General features: G+C 61.1%; 18 protein-coding genes and 1 tRNA gene. 12 read left to right on the forward strand and 7 right to left on the reverse strand.

Annotated features, from left to right (window positions below):
• From GT019_RS26735 to GT019_RS26745, 3 genes are all read right to left on the reverse strand, one after another.
• Nucleotides 1–312, reverse strand: a 312-nt coding sequence (locus tag GT019_RS26735; RefSeq protein WP_201755615.1) for a hypothetical protein, incomplete at its 3' end; no start/stop codon positions are given.
• Nucleotides 313–329: 17 nt separating this feature from the next.
• The gene (locus GT019_RS26740) at nt 330–1286 is read right to left on the reverse strand and encodes an aldo/keto reductase (protein WP_161746616.1); all 957 of its coding nucleotides are present in this window, start codon (nt 1284–1286) and stop codon (nt 330–332) included.
• A 200-nt stretch (nt 1287–1486) separates the two neighbouring features.
• On the reverse strand, nt 1487–2359 hold the full coding sequence (locus GT019_RS26745) for an aldose epimerase family protein (RefSeq protein WP_161746511.1): 873 nt from the start codon (nt 2357–2359) through the stop codon (nt 1487–1489).
• A 221-nt stretch (nt 2360–2580) separates the two neighbouring features.
• Between GT019_RS26745 and GT019_RS26750 the strand changes: the two genes are divergently transcribed.
• The 4 genes from GT019_RS26750 to GT019_RS26765 all read left to right on the forward strand — a co-directional run bounded on the left by GT019_RS26750 (nt 2581) and on the right by GT019_RS26765 (nt 6238).
• Nucleotides 2581–2901: a PadR family transcriptional regulator gene (locus tag GT019_RS26750; RefSeq protein ID WP_161746512.1), complete on the forward strand. Its 321-nt coding sequence runs from the start codon at nt 2581–2583 to the stop codon at nt 2899–2901.
• Nucleotides 2898–3455 (forward strand): HAAS signaling domain-containing protein, encoded by a 558-nt coding sequence (locus GT019_RS26755; RefSeq protein ID WP_161746513.1) that lies wholly within the window; start codon nt 2898–2900, stop codon nt 3453–3455. The genes GT019_RS26750 and GT019_RS26755 overlap by 4 nt, the downstream gene beginning before the upstream one ends.
• A complete protein-coding gene (locus GT019_RS26760) occupies nt 3452–4405 on the forward strand; it encodes a DUF4097 family beta strand repeat-containing protein (protein ID WP_161746514.1) in 954 nt (317 codons plus the stop codon). The genes GT019_RS26755 and GT019_RS26760 overlap by 4 nt, the downstream gene beginning before the upstream one ends.
• Nucleotides 4406–4789: 384 nt before the next feature.
• Nucleotides 4790–6238: an HD-GYP domain-containing protein gene (locus GT019_RS26765; RefSeq protein ID WP_161746515.1), complete on the forward strand. Its 1449-nt coding sequence runs from the start codon at nt 4790–4792 to the stop codon at nt 6236–6238.
• A gap of 156 nt (nt 6239–6394) precedes the next feature.
• On the opposite strand, the gene GT019_RS26770 is transcribed toward GT019_RS26765, so the two are convergent.
• Nucleotides 6395–7288 (reverse strand): helix-turn-helix domain-containing protein, encoded by an 894-nt coding sequence (locus GT019_RS26770; protein ID WP_161746516.1) that lies wholly within the window; start codon nt 7286–7288, stop codon nt 6395–6397.
• Nucleotides 7289–7649: 361 nt separating this feature from the next.
• Here GT019_RS26770 and GT019_RS26775 point away from each other — a divergent pair, with 361 nt between their 5' ends.
• The 4 genes from GT019_RS26775 (at nt 7650) to GT019_RS26790 (ending at nt 14360) form a co-directional block, all read left to right on the forward strand.
• Nucleotides 7650–7901 (forward strand): hypothetical protein, encoded by a 252-nt coding sequence (locus GT019_RS26775; RefSeq protein WP_161746517.1) that lies wholly within the window; start codon nt 7650–7652, stop codon nt 7899–7901.
• 106 nt (nt 7902–8007) lie between these two features.
• Entirely contained in the window at nt 8008–11898 is a 3891-nt protein-coding gene (locus GT019_RS26780; RefSeq protein WP_161746518.1) for a response regulator, read from the forward strand.
• A gap of 127 nt (nt 11899–12025) precedes the next feature.
• Entirely contained in the window at nt 12026–12745 is a 720-nt protein-coding gene (locus tag GT019_RS26785) for a response regulator transcription factor (RefSeq protein WP_161746519.1), read from the forward strand.
• Nucleotides 12746–12959: 214 nt separating this feature from the next.
• Nucleotides 12960–14360 carry a putative bifunctional diguanylate cyclase/phosphodiesterase gene (locus GT019_RS26790; RefSeq protein ID WP_161746520.1) on the forward strand — a complete coding sequence of 467 codons (1401 nt, stop codon included), beginning with the start codon at nt 12960–12962 and terminating at the stop codon, nt 14358–14360.
• A 146-nt stretch (nt 14361–14506) separates the two neighbouring features.
• Here the strand turns inward: GT019_RS26790 and GT019_RS26795 are convergent, their stop codons facing one another.
• Nucleotides 14507–14725: a hypothetical protein gene (locus tag GT019_RS26795; RefSeq protein WP_161703863.1), complete on the reverse strand. Its 219-nt coding sequence runs from the start codon at nt 14723–14725 to the stop codon at nt 14507–14509.
• A 287-nt stretch (nt 14726–15012) separates the two neighbouring features.
• Between GT019_RS26795 and GT019_RS26800 the strand changes: the two genes are divergently transcribed.
• The 3 genes from GT019_RS26800 (at nt 15013) to GT019_RS26810 (ending at nt 18418) form a co-directional block, all read left to right on the forward strand.
• Entirely contained in the window at nt 15013–16572 is a 1560-nt protein-coding gene (locus GT019_RS26800; RefSeq protein WP_161746521.1) for a sensor histidine kinase, read from the forward strand.
• 94 nt (nt 16573–16666) lie between these two features.
• A tRNA-Thr gene (locus GT019_RS26805) sits at nt 16667–16741 on the forward strand.
• A gap of 303 nt (nt 16742–17044) precedes the next feature.
• Entirely contained in the window at nt 17045–18418 is a 1374-nt protein-coding gene (locus tag GT019_RS26810; RefSeq protein ID WP_161746522.1) for a sedoheptulokinase, read from the forward strand.
• Nucleotides 18419–18759: 341 nt separating this feature from the next.
• Here the strand turns inward: GT019_RS26810 and GT019_RS26815 are convergent, their stop codons facing one another.
• Together GT019_RS26815 and GT019_RS26820 are read right to left on the reverse strand one after the other, a co-directional pair.
• Nucleotides 18760–19218 (reverse strand): hypothetical protein, encoded by a 459-nt coding sequence (locus GT019_RS26815; protein ID WP_161746523.1) that lies wholly within the window; start codon nt 19216–19218, stop codon nt 18760–18762.
• Between the two features lie 283 nt (nt 19219–19501).
• Complete coding sequence (locus tag GT019_RS26820; protein WP_161746524.1) at nt 19502–20455, reverse strand: alpha/beta hydrolase; 954 nt, start codon at nt 20453–20455, stop codon at nt 19502–19504.
• Nucleotides 20456–20648: 193 nt separating this feature from the next.
• Here GT019_RS26820 and GT019_RS26825 point away from each other — a divergent pair, with 193 nt between their 5' ends.
• A complete protein-coding gene (locus GT019_RS26825; protein WP_161746525.1) occupies nt 20649–21221 on the forward strand; it encodes a hypothetical protein in 573 nt (190 codons plus the stop codon).
• Nucleotides 21222–21244: the final 23 nt, after the last annotated feature.

Raw genomic sequence — 21244 nt, forward strand, 5'->3', positions numbered from 1 at the left:
AGCCCGCGCCAAGCCCCGCAAGCCCGCGCCAAGCGCCGCAAGCCCGCGCCAAGGGCCGCAAGCCCGCGCCAAGCGCCGCAAGCCCGCGCCAAGCGCCGCAAGCCCGCGCCAAGCGCCACAAGCCGGCGCCAAGCGCCGCAAGCCCGCGCCAAGCGCCGCAAGCCCGCGCCAAGCGCCGCACCCCCGCGCCAAGCGCCGCACCCCCGCGCCAAGCGCCGCAAGCCCGCGCCAAGCCCCGCAAGCCCGCGCCAAGCGCCGCAAGCCCGCGCCAAGGGCCGCAAGCCCGCGCCAAGCGCCACAAGCCGGCGCCAAGCGCCGCACCCCCGCGCCTAGCGCTTCCCGCAAAGCTCCGACAGCTCCGCGAGCTCGCGGAGCTCGTCCGCGCCGAGCGCGAAGGTCATCGCGCGGACGTTCTCCTCCGCGTGATGCGGCTTGGAGGCGCCGGGGATGGCGAAGACCGTGTCGCCGTTGGCGTGGATCAGCCAATTCAGCGCGACTTGGCTCGGCGACGCCGCGTACTTGGCGGCCAAATCCTCCAGCCGCTCGATCAGCGGCTGCGTCCGCTGCAGGCCGGCGGGCTTGAAGCCGGCGGAGAACCGGCGCGGCCCCTTGAGGCCTTTGACGAGATCCGGATTGCGGTGGAACTTGCCGCTCAGGAGCCCCTGCTCGAGCGGCGAGTACGCGATGATCGCGATGCCGAGCTCCTTGGCCGTCTCCAGGATGCCGTTGCGCTCGATTCGGCGGTCGAGCAGGCTGTACTTGACCTGATTGGACGTGAGGCGCAGGCCGTGCGCGCGCAGCGCCTTATCCGCTTCGCGCATTTTCGCCGCGGAGAAGTTGCTGACGCCGACATGGCGGATGCGCCCGGCCTTCGCGAGCTTCGCCATTTCGTTCATTTCGGCGGTCGCCGAGGAGAAGGAGTACGGCTGATGCACCTGGTACAGGTCGATCCGCCAGCCCTTCAGCCGGCGCAGCCGCTCGTCGATCGTCCGCGGGATGCTGCCCGCCGTGCGCAGGGCCGGCCACCATTTCGTCGCGACGCGGACGTCCGCGGGCGAAGCCCCGGAGCCGTTCAGCGCATCGGCCAGCGCCTCCTCGGACCGGCCGCCGCCGTACACCTCGGCGGTGTCGAACCAGTTGATGCCGCCGGCCAGGCTGATGCGCACGATCGAAGCGATGTCGGCGTCGCTCAGCACCGGCCAGAATTTCCCGACCATGCCGCTGCCCTTGCTGAATTGCCAGCACCCGAGGCCGAGCGGGGACAGCTCCAAGTCCGAGCCGCCCATCCGCCTAAGCTTGACCGGCGCGCTTTCCGGTTCCGCGAGCCCGGCTTCCGCCGTTCCCCGCGCGGACGTTCCGGCTAGACTTTGCCTCGTCTCCGTTTCCCCGTCCAACCCCTGTCGTTCCGTTTGCTCCATGTCCGAATCTCCCTCTCTCCTCAAAATCATTCAAGGTCATCGGGCCGCGATCGCGCGGCTGCCGCGTGTTAGCGCGAGAATCCGATCGTAAACGCCAGCTCCAGCTCCTTGCCGGCATCCAGCCGAGGCAATTCATCCCGCGTATTGAGCGCGCTGTTCAAGGCCATCCACGGTTCCACGCACAGGAAAGGAGAGCCGTTCACCTGCCAAAGCACGACGTACTTGAACGCCTCGCTGTACGATAACGCAACGGTGCCGCCGTCCGGTCCGGGAAACGCGATCCGGCGCTCCGAAGCGTCGAGCAGCGCGACGGATTCCTTCAGGCCCGTCAGCCGGACGGCGCCTTCGATCGGCTTCACGACGTTATCGTTGTAGTCGAGATACTTGGTTGCGTCCGTCTCGTAAACGAGGTCCTTGCTCTCCGTGCGGAAATACGGATGGAAGCCGGCATAGAACGGCATGCTGCGCTCCGACAGATTGCGGTAGGTTTGGCGGATGGTCAGCTCGCCGTCCGCTAACGCGTAGGTGAAAAGCAGCTCGAAGGCGAACGGGAATTCCGCGAGCGTGCCGGCATCGCTGCGAAGGCGGACCGTCAGCGACGCTTCGCCGTCCTCGGACGTGGAGACGACCTCCCAGGGCCGGTTGCGCGCGACGCCGTGATTGCGCATCGCGTACGTTCGGCCCTCCCATTCGAACTTGCCCTCGACCAATTGGCCGCAAATCGGGAACAGCACCGGGTTGCCGCCTCGGATATTCGCCTGCGGATCCAGGAACGACGCCCGGTCGAGATAGAACAGCTCCTCGCCGTGCAGCCGGCAGCTGACGGCGATGGCGCCGCGCTCGGGGCAAACGGTGACCGAGGAGCTCGTCCCGGCGTCCTTCAGCGTGTAGAGCGGATAACCATCCTCGTGTTGCGTGACTTCGTAACGGGTTTGATTCATTCGTAATTGGCCTCCATTTCATTCGGGCGAGATATGAAAATCATACCATATCGCATGCCCCAGACTAAAGGCTGCCCAAATTTTAGAAATTGTTGCTAAGCTATATTGCAATGATGAATAGCTGGTGATATAGTATACCTATCGAGCGAAAGCCGATTATTTTTTCGGTCAGCTATTCTATAATGCTTAATACTCAACGATAACCAATAGGGGCGCTGCGAATGAATGTGCAATTTAAGAAAGGCGTGCTCGACTTATGCGTGCTGGCGTTGACCGCCTGGGAAGACCGGTACGGTTACGAGCTGGCGGTCACGATGTCGGCGAAGTTCGAGGTTGCGGTCGGCAGCGTCTATCCGCTGTTGAACCGGTTGACGCAGGAGGGCTTCTTCTCCACGTACCTCAAGGAGTCCAGCGAGGGACCGCCCCGCAAGTACTACAAGCTGACGGCGCTCGGCCACACGCATCTGATGGGCCTGATCGGCGAATGGCGGAGCTTCTCCGTCGCGGTGGATGAACTCATTAAGGAAGGTGTGGAACGATGACGAGAGAGCAGTACCTGGGACAGCTGTGGGATCTGCTGGCGCCCGTGCCGGAGAAGCAGCGCAAGGAATGGATGTACGATTACGAGGAGCACTTCCGCGTCTCGGCCGAGCTTGGCCGAAGCGAAGAGGCGGCCGCGGCCGAGCTCGGCGATCCGCGGATGATCGCGAAGGAAATGCTGCTGAATTACCGCGTCGATCAAGCGGACCGCAAGAGCGGCAGCATCACGCTCGTATCGCGCGCGGTGTTCGCGGCCGTCAGTCTCGGCTTCTTCAATCTGATCTTCGTGCTCGGGCCGTTCATCGGCATGATCGGGGTGCTGATCGCGCTCTGGGCCGCTGCCGTCGGCGTGGCGCTATCCTCGCTCGCCGTGATGTACGAAGGATTGTTCGGCAGCGCGTTCACGAGCGTGCAGGCTTCGTTCATCGCGCTTGCCCTCATCGGGCTCGGCATGCTGCTCGGCGCAGGCGTGCACTGGCTGACGCGCGCTTTCGCGAAGCTGACGCTGCAATATTTGAAATTCAATTCCAAAGTGATAAGGGTGAAAAAAGGGTGAGAAACTGGATCGTGATTGGCCTCATTCTGCTGGTCGTCGGATTGATCGGCACCTTCGGCACGTTCGGCACCAAGGGCGATTTTTCGTTCGGGACGGAAAAGGTGGACCGGCAGCAAACGATATCGGGGGACGGCGTTCGGAACATCGAGATCGATACGGGCAGCGTCGACGTAAAGGTCGTTCCCGGCGCGGGAGACGAAGTGAAGGCAAGCCTGACCGGCCGCGCCAGCAAGAAGTACCTCGACAAGCTGGAACTCAAGCTCGCGAAGGAAGGCGATACGCTGAAGGTCAGCTTCAAGGATCATCTCGGCTTCCGAATCGGCTTCAATATTCTGAACGTCAACCTGAAGCTCGAAGTGCCGCAGCGGCAGTATGCATCGCTCAAGCTGGATTCCGGCAGCGGCGATAACGAAGTCGGCGGGATTCAGGCGGATGCCGTCGTCCTGGACGGCGGCTCCGGCGACATGGATTTGAACGGATTGCGGAGCAAGACGATTACGGTCTCCATCGGCAGCGGCAATCTGAACGCCTCGGACGTGAAGGCCGATGACGGCATGAAGGTCAAGGCGGGCTCGGGAGACGTACGGATAGACGGATTGACCTCGAAGTTGATCGACGTGGATCTGAGCAGCGGCAACGTGAACGTCGCGGACGCCGATGCGGAGCTGAAGCTCGAGACGGGCAGCGGCGACATCACGGTGGAGCAGCAGACGATAAGCCGGCCGGCCGCGCTCAGGACGGGCAGCGGCGACGTGGAGTATATGACCGACGAGCAGCCGGCCGACGCCGAGATCAGCTTCAGCACCGGGTCCGGCGACCTCGACAACGATTGGGACGGCGTCAAGGGCATGACGGACGACGACGGGGTGCATCATCTCGTATTCGGCGGCGGCTCCGTGCCGGTGCAGGTGCATACGGGCTCCGGCGATCTGGATGTGGGGAAACGGTAAAAAAGCAATAGGGCTGTGGCTGCTAATCGAGCGGTCGCAGCCCTGTTTTTGCGTCTGTGGAACTACATTTTACCTGGCGAAAAACCGATATTCTGAAAGAGAGAATAATTGCCGCTTACGCCGGCATTTGCCGCGGCAGCCTCGCATACACTTCGCTGGTTGCGATACGGGAGGGATTGCGAATGGCGGAGTCGCCGCACATGCCGCATTTCCCTGAAAGCACGGTCCTCGTCGCGCAGGGCGAAACGCGCGACATGCGGTTCACGTCCTGGAACCCGGGCAACCGGCCGTTCCATTGCCATACCCCGCCTCGTAACGCCAACGATTATAAGCTGCCGACCGGCAGCGTATTAACGCAAGGGACAAGGGAGAGGAATCCAAAGCATGCACGTACAACGCAAAGCCGTCATCGGCCCTATACTGACCGCCGTTCTTCCGGTCGTCCTGTTCGAGTGGCTGCGCTCGGATCGGGCGGCCGACGTTACGCTCAAGGCGCCGCAAGGCCATTTCGTCTTCGTCACGCTGGTCGCGGCGCTCGCGATGGTCGTCGCGCTGGCCGTCGGCCTGGCGGGCCACCGGCTTCGCAACATCAAGGTCAGCTTCATGTCCCTCGCTTACTTGTCGCTGGCCGGCGTTTTCCTCCTGCACGGCCTGACGACGCCCGGCTTCGTCGTGCATACCGGCAATTTGCCGGCCATGTTCGCGCAGCTGAGCTTGTTATTGACGGCACTCTGGCTCTGCCTGTCGGCGGCTTCCTCGGATCATCGGTTTATCCGGGGCTTGTCCAAATGGCGGCAATGGCTGATTCCGGTCTGGCTGCTGCTGCTCGGGGGGCTGGCGTGGTTCACCGTCCGCATGCCGCATGACATGGATATGATGCCTTTGAAGAGCGGGCCGTTCAAAGGGGCGGCGGTCATCGTCACCTGCGTCGCCTGCCTATGGACGATGTACCGGTATTGGCAGTCGTATCGGCATGCCGGCTTCCCGCTGCAGCAGGCGATCGTGTACAGCGTCAGCTTCATTCTCGCCGCCCAGTACATCATCGTCGAAGGCACGAATTGGCGGCTGAGCTGGTGGATGTACCACCTGCTGCTGCTGATTTCCCTGCTGGTGATGGTCGTCGGGCTGCTCCGCCAGTATTTCTCCCAGGGGTCCTTCAGCTCGTCGCTGCGCGTGCTGTTCCAATCCGATCCGCGCGCATGGCTCGAAGCGTGCAAGACGCCGAGCGTAAAGGCGCTGATCATGGCCACCGAAGCCAGGGATGCGTATACGGCGGGCCATAACAACCGCGTGGCGCTCTACGCGCTTCGTCTTGGCGAGGAGATGGAGCTGTCGAAGGACAAGCTTCGCGCGATTGCCCAAGGCGGCGTCGTCCACGACGTCGGGAAGCTGAGGGTGCCGGATGCGATCCTGAACAAAGCCGGGAAACTGACGCCGGAGGAACGCCTCGTGATCGAGCGCCATCCCGTCTCGGGCTACGACATGTGCAAGCGGCTCGGCTTCATGGGGGACGAGCTATCCGTCATCCGCTCCCATCACGAGAAATGGGACGGCACCGGTTATCCCGATCGCCTGCAAGGCGAAGAGATCCCGCTGCTCGCGCGGATTACCGCGGTCGCGGACGTCTACGACGCCCTGACGTCATCCCGTTCTTACCGGAAAGCGATGTCGCACGAGGAAGCGATGGCCATCATCGTCGAGGGCAGCGGCGCGCATTTCTGTCCCGCCTGCGTCAAAACCTGGCGGCGGCTGGCTGCGACGGATGCCGAATTTTTCGCCGAGATCGCGGCAAGCAGCCGGACGCTTCGGCTCGTTCGCCAAGCAGCGCTGTAACGCGCAGTTTCATTCGCCGGGTAATGCTGTAACGCACCTTTTCGGTCAATGGGCAATGCTGTAACGCACCTTCCCATTCAAAAAGCAACGCTTTAATGCACTAAACCGTGAGGGCGCAAAGTCCCGCGGTTTTTTCATTTCGGCGATAATTCGCGATCAGGGCCAAATCTCGTGCGGCGCTACTTTTAACGCATTCGCGATGAGCAGCGTCGTTTGGCGCTGGGGCCTGCTTATTTTGCCGTTGCGCAGCTTGGAGATGGTTTGCAGCGATATGCCGGTCGCGGACGAGAGTTCCTGGGCGGACATGTACTTGCGGGCCATGAGCACTTTCAAAGTAACGGACGGATCGGCGGCGGTGGTCCGGTTCTCGGCAATCGACTGAATATCGGTCACGATGAAGGCGATATTCTTCAGGCTGCCGTCCCCGTGGAAGAACGGGCGGTACGTGATTTGCAGCTCCAGCTGCAGGGAGTCTTCTAATCTCTTGGTGTGGACGATGATGGTGTCGGTGCGGCGATGAAGCGCTGCGAGCCTGAGCGATGAGAGGATGCGTTCGCGTTCTTTTTCCTGGAAGAATTCGTTCAACGAGGCCTCTTCCACGCGAAACAATCGATCGACGACGGGCGAAGGATAGTACTTGAAGTATCGTTCGATAATGAATCGGTCGTTCAGGATGCCGGACAAGAGCACCTGCCCGGAGCTGCCCATGCCGTCGATCCACGACTTGGCGCTGATGTCCTCGACGGTCAGGAGGAAGGCCGAATCGTCCGTATCGGCGAGCGCCTCGCAGGTCAGCAGCAGCCGAAGCGGATCGTCGCTGGGCATTCGCTTGACGAGGGAGATCTCGTGCTGGTCGTCGGAGCGAAGCGTGCTGCTGCTCCATTCCGAGAACAAGCGGTTCGGCGGCAGTCCCTCGAGCACGTCTCTGGGGAAACCGACCAAACGGGAAAATGCGTTGTTCGCCAGGTTGAAATGGCAATCGTCGTGCTTGTCGACGACGACGACGGCCAGCGGCGTTTTCAGGTTTTGAAAGACAGCGGTAGTCAGCATCACGGGCATTCCCTCACAATCTGTAACTAGCTGGTTTATAGAACAGTATAAGAGCGCTTCTCCTACTTTTCAACTGGGACTATTCAAAAAATCGGGCCGGATTTTTTTTCGCGTTTAGTTCTGAAGGATGAGATCGCCCGCAGTGCCCGGATATGCTGGGAAAGAGCGTTTCGGAGCTTCGCGAAAACGAAAGAAAGGCAAGAAATTTTTTCCAAATTCCAGATGCTGGGTTCTGTCTGCGCAGAACTCGATTTCGCGAGGCGCCGCGCGGATTTGCGGGCTTTTCAAAGCTAACATTATCGGTCATAATCAAGATGCGAAACCGCAGCAAGAGATACCTACACCGAGGGGAAGATTCCGGATGAGAAATTGTACAGTCGAGGCGTGCGACAAACCTGTAAAAGCGAAAAAAATGTGTTCCATGCATCATCAGCGCTGGCTGAGGCACGGCGATCCGGACATCATCAAGGTTCGCCAGGCCGCGGAACCGACCGCTTGCAAATGGGTCAATTGCGTCAAACCCTCGATCAGCAAAGGCTTTTGCTCGAAGCATTATTACATTCAGCGGCTGCAGCAATTGCAGGGACAAGCCCGCATGCAGCCGAACGCCTGACCCAACTGCCCCCGCTCGACAATCTCGCAATCTATAAGCTATGAAGCATTTTCCTCCCAAGGTATAATAAGGGCACTAGGTCCTAATGCACGCAGGAGGGTTCCGCTTGGGTAAATATTCGCTCCGGACGAAAGTGCTTGTCCTCATTCTCTTCGTGACCGCCGGCGTGCTGTCGATCGTCGGCTACGGCAATTATTCGGCTGCCAGACGCACCGTCATGGAAGCGCTCGTCGACAAGGCGGGCACGAACGTGCAGAATACGGCCAGTAACCTCGCATCCTGGATCGACACCCGGCGCGCCGAGGTGGAGGTCATGAGCCGCACCGATCAGGTGCGGTTCGGTTCTGCCCGCGATCGCCTGGACTACTTCCGCAACGAAATCGACCGTTCCGCCTCTCCGTTCAAGTCGCTCGGATTCGCCGATCCGACCGGGCGGACGGAGCTGAGCGGCGGCGACGTCATCGAGATCGGGGACGAGGACTCTTTTCCCGCGGCCATCAAAGGAAAAGTCGTCGTGACCGATCCGTTCGCCAGCAGGCTGGACGGCACGCCGATCGTCGCCATTCAGGTGCCCGTCTACGACGAAAGAAACATGATCGCCGGCTTGGTCGATGCCTCCATTTCCACCGAACAGGTATTCCGGGAGCAGCTTCGCGTCCGGATCGGAAAATCCGACAGAGCCTTCGTATTTAACGACGAAGCCCGCATCATCCAAGCGCCGCAAGGCGGCGGTCCGCTCGCGGTTTCCGCCCTCATTACTTCTCCGGAGCTGCCTTTCCAAAGGGCCGCGAAGGACATGCTGGAGAAAACCTACGGCGTCGCCGAGCTCCACGGAAAATCCGGAAGCTCCATGCTGTTCTACGCCGCGGTGGAAGGCACCAATTGGCATATCGCCCTCAACGTGCCGATGCGGGAGATCGAAGCGCCGCTGACGGCGATCAAATGGCGGTCCATTATTTCCATCGCCGTCGCCGAAGCCGTTCTGACCATCCTCTTCTTCTTGTTCTCCTATCAAATCATTCGTCGCATCAAACGGATTCTGACCGTCACGGAAGCGGCCGCGGGCGGCCGCTTCGACGTCAGCGACGTCCGGGACGAGGGCGGGGACGAGCTTTCCCTGCTGTCCAAGTCCGTCAACCAGATGAAGGTGCATCTCAGCGGCATGTTCAGCCAGATGGACGCCATGATCAATCAGAACCAATTCGCCTTCATCGTGCTCGACAACAATTACCGCGTGACGTATTTCAGCAAAGCCGCGGAACAGATGCTCGGCTACGCGGCGGAGGAGGTCCTTCGCAAGGCGACGCCGCTCGACTTCATCGACCCGCAGGACATCGCCATGGAAGCGGAACGCCTGAGCGGCAGGTACGGCAGGCCCGTGCCGGCGGATCTGACGGTATTCGAGCTGCTGCGCCGCGACCAGTTCTCTTACGAACGGGAATGGCATTACGTCCGCAAGGACGGGACGCGCTTCCCGGTCGCGCACAGCTCGAACGGCATGCTGAACCGGGAAGGCCGCTTCATCGGCGTCGCGGGCATCGCGCGGGACATCACGAAGCAGAAGCAGGCCGAGAAGGCGCGCAACCAGCAGCTCAAGGTGATGGGCGCCGCCAAGGATCTGATCGCCACGTTCGACGACCAGGGGCAGCTGCTCTACATCAACGAAGCGGGCAGGTCGATGCTCGGCATCCAGTCGCCGAACATGAACGTGGACGAGGTGCCGAAGCGCACGGTCGCGGAGCTGCTCGACGGCATCGAGGACGCAAGGACGCTCGGCTACCGGGAGAACGAGGCGCTGCTCCGCACGCTGCAGGGCGAATTCTTTCCCGTTTCCAAAATCCTGGTCGCCCACCGCGACGACGATTCCGGGGAGATCTTCTACTCCTGCATCGCGCGCGACATCTCCGAAGCGAAGCGCGTGCAGTTCGAGCTGGAGCATGCCAAGCGAGAGGCGGAGAGCGCGAACGTCGCGAAGAGCCACTTCCTGGCGCAGATCAGCCACGAGATCCGCACGCCGCTCGCCGGCATCATCGGCCTGACGGGGCTGATGCAGAAGACGGAGCTGACTTCGCTGCAGCTGGATTACTTGCACAAGACGCGCGATTCCTCCCAGGCGCTGCTCGCGATCATCAACGACATCCTGGATTTCTCCAAAGTCGAGGCAGGCCGCATCGAGCTGAACGAAATGCCGTTCGACCCGTACAGCCTCATCCAGAAGCTGACGGAGATGCTCAGCGTGTTCGTCGGCGGCAAGGAACGGTTCCAGTTCATCGCCGAGACGCCGCGGCTGCTCCCGGAGCTCCTGATCGGCGATTGGCTGCGCATCGAGCAGATCTTGCTGAACCTCTGCATCAACGCCATCAAATTCACGGAGCACGGCTACGTCCGGTTGCGGCTGCAGCTGCTCGAGGGCGGGGATCCGGGCGGCGGCCGCGCGCGCATCGCGTTCAGCGTGGAGGATACGGGCATCGGCATGACGGAGGATCAGCTGGGCAAGCTCTTCAAGCCGTTCATGCAGGCCAACGCGGAGACGAACCGCAAGTACGGCGGAACGGGCCTCGGCCTCGTCATCGTCAAGCGGCTGGTCGAGCTGATGGGCGGCTCCATCCAGGTCGCGAGCGAGATCGGCAAGGGCAGCCAGTTCTCGTTTACGCTGGATATGGCCGTCGCCGCGCCGCCGCTCGCGGACCGGTTCGTGATTCAAGCCGGGAGCGATTGCTCCGTATGGGTAGTGGAAGACCACCCGCTGATGAGCGAGCGCCTGAGCGCCGTCATCGAGGACACCGGGCTCATGCCGATTCCGCTGCAGTCCTGGAAATTCGCCCACGAGCGGCTGGTCCGCTCCGGCATCGGCGTCCGGCCGTTCGCGATCCTGCTCGATTTCGAGATGCCGGACATGTACGCCGAGGAAACCTGGCATGCCATGCACGCAACGGCGCTCGAAGCGGGGGTCAAGACGGTCGCGCTCACGACCGCCTACGGCCGGGAGGAGCTGCTGAAGCTGCCGCCGGAGAAGCGGCCGGACGCGATTCTCGTCAAGCCCGTCACGCGCGTCAGCATGTTCAAGGCGCTGCTGACGCTGTTCGACCGGACGGACCGGGAGGCGGCGATCGGCGCGGAAGAAGCGGCGGCCGCCTCCGCGATGCCGGAGCGGCTGACCGGCACGATTTTGCTGGCGGAGGATAATTACGTCAACCAAGTGGTGGCCGTCGAGCAGCTGCGCGAGCTGGACTACATGGTCGATGTCGCGGAGACCGGGACCGAGGTGCTGCGCATGCTGACGGAGAAGCGCTACGACCTCATCCTGATGGATATCCACATGCCGGACATGGACGGCGACGAGGCGGCCCGCATCATCCGCCAGGATTCCAAGTACGACCGGATGCCGATCGTCGCGCTGACCGCGAACATCATGCAGGAAGACCATGACCGTTACATGCAGCTTGGCATGAACGACGTGCTGACGAAGCCGGTGGATCCCGGCACGCTGGCGAAGGCCATGGCCAAATGGCTGCGTTACGGCAAGGAGCTGCGCGTCGACGCGACCAAGGCCAAGCCGAAGGAACGGGAGGCGCCGAGCGCCGTGTACGTGCCGGTATCGCCGGCGGACGACGGCTGGCTGGACCGCGGCGTGCCCGGTTTGCGGCTGGACGAGGCGCTGCAGCGGGTGAACGGCAAGCGCGAGATATTGACGCATATGCTGAAGCTATTCGTAAGGGATTACCGGCATTTCGACGCACGCTTCGAGGAGACGCTGCTGGACGGCGATTATGCCGGCGCCCGGCGGATGGCGCATACGCTGAAGGGCGTTGCCGGCAACCTGTCCGCCGCCGAACTGTCCCGGGCCGCGCAGGAGCTGGAGCAGCTGTTGAAGGCGCCCGGCGATGCGCCGTCCGAGGCGGAGATCGCCGCGGCGGCGGCCGAAGTGAGCGCGGCGCTGCGGGGGCTGCTTCGCGAATTGGAGAAGGGAATGCCGGATTTCGACAGCGCAACCTAACAATTTTCTAACAATCTATTGTTGGGTTGATCTTCCTATTGTATATTAATAGTAAGAAAGCGCGCCTGATTGTACGGCTCCGCGGTTGGTGTCGAAATCGACGAATCCCTTCACGAGGTGAAGTATCATGTATAAGCTCTTGGTGATCGAAGATGATGTTATGATGAGCGATATGCTGTCCATGTACATGTCTGGCGAGGGCTACGAGATCAAACAGGCAGAGAATGGCGAGCAGGGACTGAAACTTCTCGAGCAGTTCGTGCCGGATGTCGTATTGCTGGATCTCATGCTCCCGGATTGGGACGGAACCGAACTTTGCATTCGGATGCGCCAGCATTCCACCGTGCCGATCATGATCGTTTCCATGAAATCCGAAGTATCCGAGCGCGTGCAGGCGCTGCGCGCAGGCGCCGACGATTATTTATGCAAGCCGTTCAGCATGCACGAGTTAAGCGCCCGCGTCGAAGCGCTCATCCGAAGAGCCCGCCTCATGCAGCCGAACGCGGCCGGAGGTCAGCAGGAGGAAGCCGGGCAGGCATCCGAGAAGGAGATCAAGCTGGATTCCGAGCGCCGGCTGCTGCTCGTCCGCGGCACCTTCGTCGAGACGACGTTCTCCGAATTCGAGATCATGAAGCTGTTCCTCACGCATCCGGGCAAAGTGTTCAGCCGCGAGGATCTGATCAACGCGATCAGAGGCTTCGATTCGTTCGTCACGGATCGCGCCATCGACGTGCATATCGTCAATCTCCGCCGAAAGGTGGAGAAGAATCCGAAGGAACCGCACTATATTCGCACGGTATGGGGCGTCGGCTACAAATACGTCACGGAAGTCGAAGCAACGCGCTAATACTTTCCTAACAGTTCCTTGCCGCAAGTTCGACCTTGCGGCAAGGGGCTTTTTTTTGTTCTCTGCCGGTCCGAACCTCCCCGACGACTGCGAAAATTGGAAAATCTAACATGGCGCTCATACATCTCTGCTTCTTTCCTAATAGTTTTGTGTGAGAATTTGCCTATTGTACAGCTCGGACATTATAGGACCAAAGGCGGTGTGGAAAACGGCAATGAAAGAGACGGAGTGCGATGCAGCGGACAACTTCCCGCGAACGGGAACGGTACCTCTTGCGGAAGTCGTGGACGCGTTGACGGGGCTGCCGGGGCGGAAAGCGGCGTTCGCGATGCTGGCGAGGGCCGCCATGCTGGCGAAACGGACGGGGAAGAACGTACTGGCGGCGCTGGTCGACGTAGACCGCTTCTATATCATCAACGAGACGCGGGGGACGGCGTTCGGCGACGAGACGCTGCGTCAAATCGCGCGCAGGCTCGGCATGCTGGAGCCGTGGTCCAATCACGCCCATCGGCTCGGCGGCAACACGTTCCTGTTGTTCCGGCTCGTCGGCCATGAAACGGAGATGCGGGAAGCGGACGCGATGATCCGGGAGCTGAAGCATGCGGTCGAGGATGTGCTGACCGTGCGCGGCCAATCATTGTATCCGTTCTGCAGCATCGGCGTCAGCCGGTATCCCTGCGACGGCGATACGGCCGAGCTGATCGTGCGGCACGCCGATACGGCGCTCCGGCAGGCGAAGGCCGCCGGAGGCAACCGGATCGCGTCGTACGCGGAGGACGGCATGGCGCATGTCCACAGGACCGAGGAGCTGCGCAGCGCGCTAAGGCATGCATTGTCCGCGAACGCGCTTTCGCTGCGGTACCAACCGCTCTACGAGTCTTCGGGAGCGCTTAGGGGCTTCGAGGCGCTGCTCCGCTGGCGACACCCCAAGCTCGGGGATATCTCCCCGGCGGAGTTCGTCCCGCTTGCGGAGCAAAGCGGCCAGATCGTCGAGATCGGCGAATGGGTGCTGGGCGAGGCCTGCCGGATGCTGAACCGGGCGGAGGCGAAAGGTCTTCGCCAGCTCGTCATGTCCGTCAATCTTTCGCCGCTGCAGCTCCGCGCGCCGGGGTTCGTGGAGTCGCTGCAGCATATCCTTGACCGGACGGGCACGAGACCGGAGTCCCTGGAGCTGGAAATCACGGAAAGCATGATGATCGACGCCGACGACAGCATGAATACGGTGCTGTACCGGCTCCGCGGCATGGGCATCCGGATCGCGCTCGACGATTTCGGCGTCGGATACGCCTCGCTCACGTATTTGCGCAAGCTTCCGCTGCATACGCTCAAGCTCGACCGCTCGTTCATCCGCCACATCGGCGAGCAGAGCGCGGAGCATGTCATCGTGCGCGCGATGATCTCGCTCGTGCATCAATTGGGGTTCGAGGTCGTGGCCGAGGGCGTGGAGACCGAGGATCAATTCCGGCTGCTGCGGGAATGGGGCTGCAACTTCTATCAAGGCTATCTCCTGGCGGGGCCGCTCGAAGAAGAGGCGGTCGGCGCGCATCTGCTGAAGCATGCCTGCCGCGTGTTCCGCGCGCCTTGCGACGAGCGGGTCGCGGTTCTGCAGCATTGACCAGAACGGCGCCCCAATAGCGCGTACGAAACGAAAGAAAGGCAGTCCGCGCGCATGCGGGCCGCGGCCGACGGGCCGGGTCCGCTATGCGAGAGGGGCTGCCTTTTTGAACGAAATAGGGCGGGATTTCGTCGCTGCGCGTTTGCTCAGCACACTTCCAGGTAAAGCTTGGTACCATCGCTGTATTGGAGGATCGCCACGTCGCGGATCATTTCGACGGACTTGATTCGCTTCCATTTCTTGCGGAAATCAAAGTTGTATTCCATTTCCTGCAATTTATTTTGCAGCAGCTCCATGTACGAAAGCTGCTCGGATGGGTAGTGTACCGGGACCGAACGATTTTTGAAGGTTATGACTTTGGTCATGTGTTGTGCACCTCCGTTTCTTTAATACTGCCATTGTACAGGGCGAATCTTAGTCCCTTATAAAATGAACATGAGCCGGTTGTTTGATTTGCTTACCCTTTTCTAACAAGTTAGAAAAGGCGGATTGGCTTGCGCTCGAAGCCGAAGCGTTGAATGCAGCATTCCGTAAGGACCGGGCCGCGGCGTAGTGGTATTATGCGCCCGATGGCGGAGGAATTATCCGCCAGTGCTTCAAATCGTGCGAGGGCGGGTAATGACCCGGAGATGATGTGCGGGAGGATTAAGAGTTGACCTTTGCATTCGCGAAAGCGTTATTCGCTAATATCAGCTTGTTGATCGCGCTGGCGTATATGTTCGATCTGGGGTACCGCTACCTGTTTCAATATGCGTCGGAGCGCGTAAAATACGGCATTACCATCGCCGTCTTCATCCTCGGCGGATGGCTCGCGATGGCGTTCGGCCTCCGCGCGGACGGCCTGCTCGTGCTCGATTTGCGATTCCTGCCGGTCATAATCGCGGTCCTGGTCTTTCCGAATCCGCGCGCGATCGCGCTGATCGGCCTCGGCATCGGGCTCGGGCGGCTGTTCATGGGGTTCGACGAGACGTCGATCGGCGCCTGCGCGAACATGACCGTGCTCGGGCTGCTGGGCATGTGGCTCAGCGCTTGGCTGCGCGCGAAGCCGTGGCGCTTCCTGACGAAGAGCCTGATCGCCCTGACTTCCCTGAACGTGGTGTTCGCGCTGAACGCCACCGCGGTAGTGGCGCTGGCGCCGTCCATGAGCGTGCGTGAATTTTGGCTAAGCTTCGGCATCTATTCCTTTCCGCTGCGGCTGCTGCTCGGCGGGCTGCTGATCTTCATCATCCGCGACTTCCAGAAGGAGCAGCAGCGGGTGGACGAGCTTCGCAAGATGAACATGCTGCTGCGGCGGCAAACCCGCGAGCTGCGGATGGCCAAGCGCGACGTCGAGGAGAAGGCGCGCGAGCTGATGCTGGCGAACAAATACAAATCGGAGTTTCTCGCGAACATGTCGCATGAGCTGAAGACGCCGCTCAACAGCATCATCATGCTCTCGCAGCTGATGAAGGAGAGCGAGGAGGAGCGGGACGCGGTCAAGGAAGAAGTGCAGTACGCGGAGCTCATCAACGGCGCGGGCAACGAGCTGCTGCAGCTGATCAACGACATTCTCGATCTGTCCAAGGTGGAAGCCGGCAAAATGGATATCAGCATCGAGCCCCATTCGATCATAGAGCTCGTGCAGACGCTCTATCAGCAGTTTCTGCCGGTGGCGACGCAGAAGAACGTGGCGTTCGAGACGGAAATCTCCCCGCAGGTGCCGGAAGCGATCCATACGGACGCGCTCCGCATCAATCAGATCCTGCGCAATCTGCTTGCCAATGCCTTCAAGTTCACGGACACGGGCAGCGTGCGCCTGATCGTCAAGGCGGAGGGCGGCGTGCCGATCGAGCCGTCCGCGCTGAAGAAGCGCAGGATACACAATTGGAATCCCGTCTCATGGGCTCGCCCGGCCGTACGGACGGTGGCGCCGCTCCGGGTATCTTTCTCGATCGTGGACACGGGGATCGGCATCGAGCCGGAGAAGCAGGAGCTCATCTTCGAGGCTTTTCGGCAGGAGGACGGCTCGATCAGCCGCAAATACGGCGGCACGGGACTGGGATTGTCCATCAGCCTGCAGCTGGCCCGTCTGCTCGGCGGATCGCTTTCGCTCGAGAGCCGCAAGGGCGAGGGAAGCAAATTTACCCTTCGCGTTCCGGTGTCGGCGCAGGCGGCCGGCGATGCCGCGAAGAGCGCGGAAGGCGGCCCGTTGCCGCATCGGCGGAAGCGCTGAACGATTTTTCCGGTTTTTTTCGACAAAAAGATTGACTCCGCGCGGACAATGCAGTATATTATAAAAGTCGCCTCGGCGACACGAGGATAGACAAGCTGGTGTAGCTCAGGGGTAGAGCAACGCACTCGTAATGCGTAGGCCGGGGGTTCAATTCCCTTCACCAGCACCATTTACTCCAATAACGGCGCGGTTTCCGATAATTTCGGGGATCGCGCTTTTTGCTGTCTGGAGACAGAAATAAAAATCGAAACGGCATGGGAAGTTTGCGGCTCCCATGGGAAAAGATAACGTGTAGCGTGCTGAACCGTTATCATTCCGGCAAACATCGCCAAGCACACAACAGGAGACGGCAGCGTTTGGGCGAAATCAATACGGAGGATACATATTTCTGCGTCTCCCGGGAAACGAAAGTCGTTGAAGTCGCGTTCGTTCAACCAATGCGCTTATTATTCGAAACGGAGGTTTACCCCTCATGCTCATTGCAGGCATCGATATTGGCACAACGTCCATCGGCATCGTAATCGTTTCGGCTGAAGGCGGCGAGACGGTCGGCATGCTTACGAAATCGAACGACGCCGCGCTTCCGAGCGAACGAAGCTGGGAGCGAATCCAGGAGCCGGAACGGATCGTGGCGATCGTCCGCGAGTTAATCGCGGGCTGCGCGCCTTATTGGAAGGACGTGTCCGCGATCGGCATATCCGGTCAGATGCACGGCGTGCTGTACGTGGACCGCGGCGGACGCAGCGTCAGCCCGCTGTTCACGTGGCAGGACGGCCGCGGCGACCTGCCGATGGGACACGGCGAAGGCACGTATGCCGAGCATCTCTGCAAACTGACCGGCCATTCGGTGAGCAGCGGCTACGGACTGGCTACGCATTATTACAACAAGCTGAACGGGGAAGTGCCGAAGGAAGCGTCGTTCCTGTGCACCATCGGCGATTATGTGGCGATGAAGCTGGCGGGGGCCGAAGCCCCGGTCATGGATCCGTCCAATGCGGCAAGCATCGGCTTGTTCTCGAGCCGTCTGCATGCCTTCGACTTGGAAGCGGTCCGCCATGCCGGGATGGACGCCTCCTTGCTGTCCCCGGTCGGCGAGCGATACGCCGTTGCAGGCACGACGGACGACGGCAAGCAGGTCGCCATTGCCATCGGCGATAACCAGGCAAGCTTCATCGGCTCGGTTCAGAAGCTGGAAGGGACGCTGCTGGTCAACGTCGGAACGGGCTCGCAGATGTCGTTATATGCCGGACAGCACGAGGATATACCGGGACTCGAGACGCGGCCTTTCCCGGGAGGCGGCTATCTGCTGGTCGGCGCTCCGCTCAGCGGCGGCAAATCGTATGCGCTGCTGGAGCAATTCTTCAAAGCGGTCTGCCGCTCGTTCGGCGGAGTCAGCATCGACGATGCGGATATCTACGAGCGGATGAACGAGCTGGCGGCGCGGGCGCTGGAAGAAGGGCAAGGGAGGCTGCGGTTCGGGACGCAGTTTTACGGCACGCGCCATGACCCGCTTGTCCTCGGCCATGTGGCCGATATCAGCCCGGACAATTTTACGCCGGGTCATTTCGCCCTCGGCGTGCTGGGCGGCATCGTGGACGAGCTGATGGGTTACGTGCATCTGCTGCCCGGGCGGCTGCTCTCCCCCGTGGCCGTCGCCGCGGGATCGGGCAACGGCATTCGCCGCAATCCGGTCATGCAGCAGCTGCTGAGGGAGCATTTGAACCTGCCGCTGCATCTGGCGGAGTCGAAGGAAGAAGCGGCCTTCGGTGCCGCCGTGTACGCCGCGGCAGCCTCGGGCGCATTCCCGGATTTGAACGCGGCGATGGCATCGATGAAGAGAGCATGATCGTTGACGAAGAGGGCGCTCAAATTCGTTCAGCGCAAGATGAACGCTAAACAATGATATCCGAGCCTAATGGGACCGTTGTCGGGGTATTACACCGGCCTATCCGGCGAGCCCATGCTATGAAGGTCGGCGCGCGCGGCTGTCTGCGCGCGTTTTTTTGCTTGGCATGGCAGATAACGGCCCTAATCGATTAGCGGGTATCGGAGTCGTTCGCCGGCTTTCCGACGCGGGCGATGCACGCGCATTGCGCCGGTGTCCCAAGCGGGCATATGACGGGCGAGGCTCCTACCCGCGCGCGAAATCTGCGATTCAGCTTGTGCGAATGGCATCGGCATCTTGTCTTATTCAAGGATGTCCCTCCTGACATAGAGTACATTAGCTCTCAAGAAGGAGGAATTCAGGTGTCCGCTAAAGTAAAAGTGAAGAACGTCAAGGCAGTCCGCACGAGCAAGTCCCGCAAAGCAAAGGTGTCGAACGAAGCTCTCGGGGGTGTCAGTTCCGGTCATCAATGCTGCAACCGCAGGGACGGCGCGGTCGAAGGAATTCAAGAGGCAGGCGCCGATCTGAGCGATTTGTTCTGCCAGTTGAAAAACCCCGTCGTTGCCGCCAAGCTCGTTCGCGCCATCCGCTGCAGAAACCGCAAAGTCATCGAAGAATTGATCGGCGCGAACTGCGAAGTTGTCTGTTTCTTCCACCAAGGTCGTTTCGCCTGCGTTCGTATCGCCTGCGTCTTCGGCAACTGCTGCGATGTCCGCATCAGCTTCGACATTTGCGTCTCCCAAGGCAACTGCCGCAACCAATTCTAATCTGCCCCCTCTGATGCGTTCGTTTCCGGAATGTCCGAGAAGGTCCCATGGACCCCTTCTCGGGCATTTTTGGTTTGTCCGCATGTTTGCATGACCGAATGTCCGAATGTCCGCATATCCGCATCGAAGCAGCCGTTCGCGTTCGGATCCCCGCCGCGCGGCGAAGGCGAGACGGCAAACAGAGACTGCCTTCGGCCAAACGGCCTTCGGGACAGTCCCTGCGCTGCGGCGTCGAACGCCTTTGTCCATGCGCAAGCGCTCATCCGAGCGCCGACGATTATTGCTCGATCGGTTCTTTCAGCCAAGCATTGGCGAGCATCAGCGCGCCGCGCGCCGCGGCCGTGCCGGCCAGCGCGTTCAGCATGACGAAGTCGTGGATGATGCCTTGGAAACGCGCCGCCGTCACGCGAACGCCCGCTTCCCGTAGCTTCGCGGCGTAGGCTTCGCCCTCGTCGCGCAGCACGTCGGCTTCGCCCGTGATGATCAGCGCCGGGGGAAGGCCCTGCAATTGCGCCGAGGACGCGCGCAGCGGCGATGCCGTGACCTGCGCCCGTTCCTCGGGATCGGTCGTGTACTGATCCCAGAACCACTGCATCCCCTCTCGGCTCAGAAAATAGCCGGTCGCGAACTGCTCGTACGATTCCGTGTCGAAGGACGCGTCCGTGACTGGATAGAACAGCAGCTGTCTGGCGATTCTCGGGCCGCCGCGCTCCTTCGCCATAAGCGTCACGGCGGCGGTCATGTTGCCGCCGACGCTGTCGCCGGCCACGGTCAGCTCGCCCGGCGCTGCGCCGAGCTCTTCCCCGTGCTCGGCGACCCACTGGACGACCGCGTAGATCTCCTCGATGGCGGTGGGATATTTGTGCTCGGGGGACAGGCTGTATTCGGGAAATACGACGATCGAGCCCGAGCCGTCGGCCAGCTCGCGGACAAGCCGGTCATGCGTGTGCGCATTCCCGAATACCCAGCCGGCGCCGTGGATATAGACGATGACGGGGAGCTTGCCGGCGATAGTCTTCGGTTTCAGCACGACGACCGGCACCTCGCCCTTCGGACCGCCGGGGATGCTTCGTTTCTCGATCGCGACGTCGGGCTTGGCGACGGGGCCGGACTGCACCTCGTCCACCTGCTTGCGGCCCTTCTCGGGCCCGAGCTCGTACACGAACGGCGGATTCGCCGTCTTCTCGACGAACTGCTGCGCTTCTTGCTCCAAAATGACTTTCTTTTGCATAGTTTAACGCTCCTTTCGGTTTAATTTGGGGGTCTCGTCCTTTTCTTATACACGGCAGGGATGATGCCGAAACCCGCTCCGCCCCGGAACCGGCACGCGGAGGAGCGGCGAGGCGCGCCGGACGGATCGCGCGAACCGTTCCCGGACCCGCGGCATAAGCTGAGCATAAAGCTTGGAAAGGGAGGGGACAGGTATGCCGTTCATTCCGAATTTTCCGCAATCGCTGCTCGAGGAGCACATGCGCTGGCACCATGCCAACCATTACGACGACCCTTCGCAGCTGCCCCCGGGCTACGGGCAGAGTTTCCTGAATTTCCACCGTCAATTCATCAATAAGGTGTACCAATGGTACAACCAGCAGGGATACGACCCGCGGCTGATCGCGGGCTGGCAGGGCGTGCCCGAAGCGATTCGCAACACGCGCTGCTATAACCAGGCGGCGGAGGCGCGCGTCTTGAACAATCCGCGTTCTTTCGCGTCGGCGGACCAGCTGGGGCTGTTTATCGAAGGCTCGAACCTGCACGGCTGCATCCATCAGGAGGCGGCAAGGATTTTCGGGGAGTCCGCGTTGAACGATTTCGACGAGGCGCCGCGCACGACGATGTTCTACAATATCCACTTCATGATCGATCAATGGTACCGGAACTGGGAGCAGGCAGTCGGCGTCGCCCGAAAGACGGGCGGCAGGGCATCCTCGGGCGTCAAGCGGGACATCGGCGGGAAAAATGCGGGCAAATCCGGGACGAAGCGGGGACGAATTACGTGAACCATGCAGAAAAGGACCGCCGA

It is taken from the genome of Paenibacillus glycinis (assembly GCF_009909185.1).
Taxonomy (GTDB): domain Bacteria; phylum Bacillota; class Bacilli; order Paenibacillales; family Paenibacillaceae; genus Paenibacillus_Z; species Paenibacillus_Z glycinis.

What these genes read in the sequence shown, in the direction of transcription:
- GT019_RS26740 (WP_161746616.1), bottom strand. Translation starts at nt 1,286, where the DNA reads ATGGGCGGCTCGGACTTGGAGCTGTCCCCGCTCGGCCTCGGGTGCTGG.
- GT019_RS26745 (WP_161746511.1), bottom strand. Translation starts at nt 2,359, where the DNA reads ATGAATCAAACCCGTTACGAAGTCACGCAACACGAGGATGGTTATCCG.
- GT019_RS26750 (WP_161746512.1), top strand. Translation starts at nt 2,581, where the DNA reads ATGAATGTGCAATTTAAGAAAGGCGTGCTCGACTTATGCGTGCTGGCG.
- GT019_RS26755 (WP_161746513.1), top strand. Translation starts at nt 2,898, where the DNA reads ATGACGAGAGAGCAGTACCTGGGACAGCTGTGGGATCTGCTGGCGCCC.
- GT019_RS26765 (WP_161746515.1), top strand. Translation starts at nt 4,790, where the DNA reads ATGCACGTACAACGCAAAGCCGTCATCGGCCCTATACTGACCGCCGTT.
- GT019_RS26770 (WP_161746516.1), bottom strand. Translation starts at nt 7,288, where the DNA reads ATGCTGACTACCGCTGTCTTTCAAAACCTGAAAACGCCGCTGGCCGTC.
- GT019_RS26775 (WP_161746517.1), top strand. Translation starts at nt 7,650, where the DNA reads ATGAGAAATTGTACAGTCGAGGCGTGCGACAAACCTGTAAAAGCGAAA.
- GT019_RS26785 (WP_161746519.1), top strand. Translation starts at nt 12,026, where the DNA reads ATGTATAAGCTCTTGGTGATCGAAGATGATGTTATGATGAGCGATATG.
- GT019_RS26790 (WP_161746520.1), top strand. Translation starts at nt 12,960, where the DNA reads ATGAAAGAGACGGAGTGCGATGCAGCGGACAACTTCCCGCGAACGGGA.
- GT019_RS26795 (WP_161703863.1), bottom strand. Translation starts at nt 14,725, where the DNA reads ATGACCAAAGTCATAACCTTCAAAAATCGTTCGGTCCCGGTACACTAC.
- GT019_RS26810 (WP_161746522.1), top strand. Translation starts at nt 17,045, where the DNA reads ATGCTCATTGCAGGCATCGATATTGGCACAACGTCCATCGGCATCGTA.
- GT019_RS26820 (WP_161746524.1), bottom strand. Translation starts at nt 20,455, where the DNA reads ATGCAAAAGAAAGTCATTTTGGAGCAAGAAGCGCAGCAGTTCGTCGAG.
- GT019_RS26825 (WP_161746525.1), top strand. Translation starts at nt 20,649, where the DNA reads ATGCCGTTCATTCCGAATTTTCCGCAATCGCTGCTCGAGGAGCACATG.